Annotated in this window: 5 protein-coding genes and 1 pseudogene; 3 read left to right on the top strand and 3 right to left on the bottom strand. The window is 66.2% G+C overall.

Going from position 1 to position 4,107, the window contains the following annotated elements:
- A pseudogene (locus G3N99_RS36140) lies at positions 1 to 296 on the bottom strand (two-component sensor histidine kinase); the annotation flags it as partial.
- Between the two features lie 89 nt (positions 297 to 385).
- On the opposite strand from G3N99_RS36140, the gene G3N99_RS36135 reads away from it, so the two are divergent.
- Positions 386 to 1,438 carry an RNA-guided endonuclease TnpB family protein gene (locus G3N99_RS36135; RefSeq protein WP_206124762.1) on the top strand — a complete coding sequence of 351 codons (1,053 nt, stop codon included), beginning with the start codon at positions 386 to 388 and terminating at the stop codon, positions 1,436 to 1,438.
- A gap of 13 nt (positions 1,439 to 1,451) precedes the next feature.
- Here G3N99_RS36135 and G3N99_RS36130 read toward each other — a convergent pair whose 3' ends face one another.
- Entirely contained in the window at positions 1,452 to 2,192 is a 741-nt protein-coding gene (locus G3N99_RS36130) for a response regulator (RefSeq protein WP_174942243.1), read from the bottom strand.
- 227 nt (positions 2,193 to 2,419) lie between these two features.
- On the opposite strand from G3N99_RS36130, the gene G3N99_RS36125 reads away from it, so the two are divergent.
- Positions 2,420 to 3,001: a thioredoxin family protein gene (locus G3N99_RS36125; RefSeq protein ID WP_206124761.1), complete on the top strand. Its 582-nt coding sequence runs from the start codon at positions 2,420 to 2,422 to the stop codon at positions 2,999 to 3,001.
- A gap of 55 nt (positions 3,002 to 3,056) precedes the next feature.
- On the opposite strand, the gene G3N99_RS36120 is transcribed toward G3N99_RS36125, so the two are convergent.
- Positions 3,057 to 3,695, bottom strand: a complete 639-nt coding sequence (locus G3N99_RS36120; protein ID WP_174942247.1) for an FMN-binding negative transcriptional regulator — start codon at positions 3,693 to 3,695, stop codon at positions 3,057 to 3,059.
- 123 nt (positions 3,696 to 3,818) lie between these two features.
- Here G3N99_RS36120 and G3N99_RS36115 point away from each other — a divergent pair.
- A partial coding sequence (locus G3N99_RS36115) for a winged helix-turn-helix domain-containing protein (protein ID WP_206124760.1) occupies positions 3,819 to 4,107 on the top strand: 289 nt, incomplete at its 3' end.

The following is a 4,107-nucleotide window of genomic DNA, read 5'->3' as shown; positions in this document are numbered from 1 at the left end:
CGCGCTTCCGGCGGCGTGCCGGTCTCGCCGGGCCCGAGGATGAACGCGTAGCTGCGCCGCGCGAGACGCGGCAGCCACGCGGCCCGCTCGGCCGGCGGCAGGTGGTCGAGCAGCGCGACCGAGCTCGCGACCTCGCGCTCGATGTAGCCCATCATCAGGTTGGTGGTCGCCTGGTCGCGCTCGGTCACGGTGAGCCAGAACGACAGCGTCTGCGCGAGCGCGAGGCCCACGCACAGGATCAGCGCGAGCCGCGCGAACAGCGAGCGCGGCCAGTGCCACGGCATGCGCGCGCTCATCAGTTGCTCCGAGAAACCCCGTCCTTCAGGACGGGGAGGAAAGGATTGCTGTTGACAGGCCGCTTCTTCCACGGGTTAGGATCACCTGCATGATCCTTGTCTATCGCTACCGCGTGAAGTCGCTCAACGGACTGCTTAACAAGCAGAGCCGCGCGGTGAACTACGTCTGGAACTTCTGCAATGACACGCAGAAGCACGCGCTCCAGTGGAGCAAGAAGTGGCCGACGGGTTTTGACCTGAACATGCTCACCACTGGCAGCAGCAAGGAACTCGGCATCCATTCCGGCACGGTCAACGCAACGTGCGAGCAATATGCGAAGTCGCGCAGTCAGCACCGGCGACCTTACTTGCGCTATCGGGGCAAAAAGTCTCTTGGCTGGGTGCCGCTGAAGGGCCGTGACCTGAAGCGCGAGGGTGACGCGTTCCGTTTCGCCGGCAACACGTTTCGCGTGTTCAACAGCCGGGCGCTTCCCGAAGGCAAGATCAAGGACGGAACCAACTTTGCGCAGGATGCGCGCGGCAACTGGTTTCTCAACATCGTGATCGAGATGCCGGATGTTCCGGCCCGACCTATCCGTTCCGGCGTCGGCATCGATCTCGGCCTGAAAGACTTCGCCACACTTTCGACCGGCGAGAGACTGCCTAACGATCGGTTCGGTCGATGCGCGGCCGAGAAGCTCGCGAAAGCGCAACGAGCACGAAAGCACAAGCGGCATATCGCGAAGCTGCACGCCAAGGTGGCGAATGCCCGAGCCGACTTCCAGCACAAGCTCGCGCTCGATCTGGTGCGGCGCTTCGATTACATCGCGGTCGGCAACGTGTCGGCCGCAAAACTTGCCAGAAACAGGATGGCGAAGAGCGTCTACGACGCATCCTGGTCGTCCTTCCGAAACAAGCTCCGTTACAAGGCGATCGCGCACGGAGCCACGTTCGAGGAAGTCGACGAAAGCGGTTCGACCCAGTCCTGCTCGGCGTGCAGATCGAAAGACAGCACGACGCGGCCGAAAGGTATCGCGGGACTGAGAATAAGAGAGTGGACCTGCAGTGACTGTGGTGTCGAGCATGATCGAGATACCAACGCTGCGTTGAACATTCTCCGATGCGGACGTGCATCGCCAGGTGTGGGAATCCTCTCCCTTTAGGGGGAGGAGGGCGTCAAGGCGTACCGTCGACGGCGGTCACGGCCGACGAGAACACATAGCCCTCGTTGCGCAGCGTCTTGATGTAGCGCGGTTCGCGCGCACCGTCGCGCAGACGCTGGCGCAGCCGGCTCACGAGCAGGTCGATCGACCGGTCGAACGGATCGGACTGCCGGCCCTGCGTGAGATTGAGCAACTGGTCGCGCGTCAGCACGCGCTGCGGGTTGTCGAGGAACACGCGCAGCAGCCGGTATTCGGCGCCGCTCAGCGCGACCAGCGTGCCTTCGGCATCGAGCAGGTGGCGCCCGGTCGTGTCGAGCCGCCATTCGCCGAACGCGAGCATCTCCGCGGTTTCCGTCACCTGCATGCCGGGCGGCAGCATGCGCGCGCGGCGCAGCACCGAGCGGATCCGCGCGAGCAGTTCGCGCACCGCGAACGGCTTGGCCAGGTAGTCGTCGGCGCCCATCTCGAGGCCGATGATGCGGTCGGTTTCCTCGCCGCGTGCGGTCAGCATCAGCACGGGCACCGTGCGGAACTTGCCGGCGCGCAGGTCGCGGCACAGCGTGAGGCCGTCCTCGCCCGGCATCATCAGGTCGAGCACGATCAGGTCGGGCGCGCCATCCTCCAGCACGTTGCGCATCTCGCGGCCGTTCGCGGCCAGCGAGACGCGCATGCCGTTCTTCTCCAGATAATCCGCGATCAGTTCGCGGATCGCGCGATCGTCGTCGACGATCAGCACGTGGTCGATCTTGTCCATGAGTCGTTGTCGGTGTCGAGGTATTCGGGCAGGCGATGTCCGCTTTTATACCGCACGGCGGGCATGTGTTTGTATCCCAATGTATCGCGCCGCCGTGACGACACACAACATTGCACACGCGTGGCTCGCCGGACACATCGCAGATACGTCGGCGCCGCCTAATGGGGCCTGTCGAAACCCGCCCGGCCGCCGCCCCCGAGCGGCGGCCTCCCGCTCAGGAGAACGCCATGCTGCCCCGACTCAAGATTGCCGCCCTCGTCTTCGCCCTCGCCGCCACGGCCGGGCTCGCCGCCTTTGCGGGCACCCGCGACGAGGCCGGCATGCCGGCCTCGCAGGCCGGTACGGCGGCGCCCGATTTCACCGGCATCGACCGCTGGCACAACAGCGCGCCGCTGACGCTCGGCCAGTTGCGCGGCAAGGTCGTGCTCGTCGATTTCTGGACGTACTCGTGCATCAACTGCATTCATACGATTCCGTACGTGAAGGAGTGGGACCGGAAGTATCGCGACCAGGGGCTCGTCGTGGTCGGCGTGCATACGCCCGAGTATCCGTTCGAGCGCGACGCGGGCAACGTCGCCGACGCGATCAAGCGCTTCGGCATCAAGTATCCGGTCGCGCAGGACAACCGCTACGACACGTGGCGCGCGTACGGCAACCAGTACTGGCCCGCGCTGTACCTGATCGACGCGAACGGGAAGATCGTCTATACGCGCTATGGGGAAGGCGAGTACGACAAGACCGAGGCCGCGATCCGCGGTGCGCTCGCGCAGGCCGGTGAAGGCGCGAAGGGCACGACGCGCACGCAGTAACGGGCCGGCGCGCGGGCGTCGCGGTTGCCCGCGCATGCCCGCGTATCGGGTGCACTCACCCGCGCTTCGCGTCGGCCGCCGCGATCATCGCTTCCCCGATCGCGAGGTTGCCGTTCGCGACCAGCGCGTCGCCCGCGCCGCGGATATCGGCCACGTCCTTGTTCTGCCCGAGCTTGCGCTTGCCGACGAGCCGCGTGATCTCGATCTGCAGCCCGACGATCGCCTGCAGCATCGCGTCGAGATAATCCGTCGGCGCGTCGCCCATCTTCCACGGCACCGGCTGCGACGCCTCGTGCGTGCGCGTCAGCCGGGCGACCACGCCGCGCACGAACTTCTCGTCGTCGCGCACCGTGATGCGGCCATGCGCATGCACGACCACGTAGTTCCACGTCGGCACCTGCCGGTGCGCCTCATGCTTGCTCGGATACCAGGTCGGCGAAATGTACGCGTCGCCCGCGCGGAAGATCACGAGCACCTCGTCGCCGTTCGCGACGTCCTGCCAGACCGGATTCGCGCGTGACACGTGCGCATGCAGTTCGCCGAGCCCGCCGTCGCTCGGCAGCAGCTCGAACGGAATGTGGTTCGCGTCGAGCCCGCTCTTGCCGTGCGTGATCAGGCTGCCGAACGGATGCTGCACGATCAGCTCGCGCACCGCGTCGGGGTTGGGTTCGTTGAAATCGGCGGGGACGTACATGTCGGCTCCACGGTCATGCGGGGGTTGGAATGGATCAGGCGCTGGCCCGTCATGTGCCGATTGTGGCGCCAAACTGGTTTATGCTGTAGAGCCGGTTTGAAACATTTTCAGCAGACCAGAATCATGGCAAGAACGGCCCGGAACGTCGACATCCCGTCGCTCGGCGCGCTCGATCGCGCGGCCGGCGACCTGAGCCGCCAGCTCGCACAGGCGCTGCGCGAAGCCGTGCGGCGCGGCGACGTCCGGCCCGGTGACACGCTGCCGTCCACACGGCTGCTCGCCACGTCGCTGCAGGTGGCGCGCGGCACCGTCGTCGACGCGTATGCGCAGCTCATCGCCGAAGGCTTCCTCGAATCGCGCGGCGGCGCGGGCACTCGCGTCGCGAACGCGCTTGCGGAGCCGCCGCCCGGCA

The organism is Burkholderia sp. Ac-20392 (genome assembly GCF_017104585.1).
Taxonomy (GTDB): domain Bacteria; phylum Pseudomonadota; class Gammaproteobacteria; order Burkholderiales; family Burkholderiaceae; genus Burkholderia; species Burkholderia lata.
This window is presented reverse-complemented; position numbering and strand designations above follow the sequence as displayed.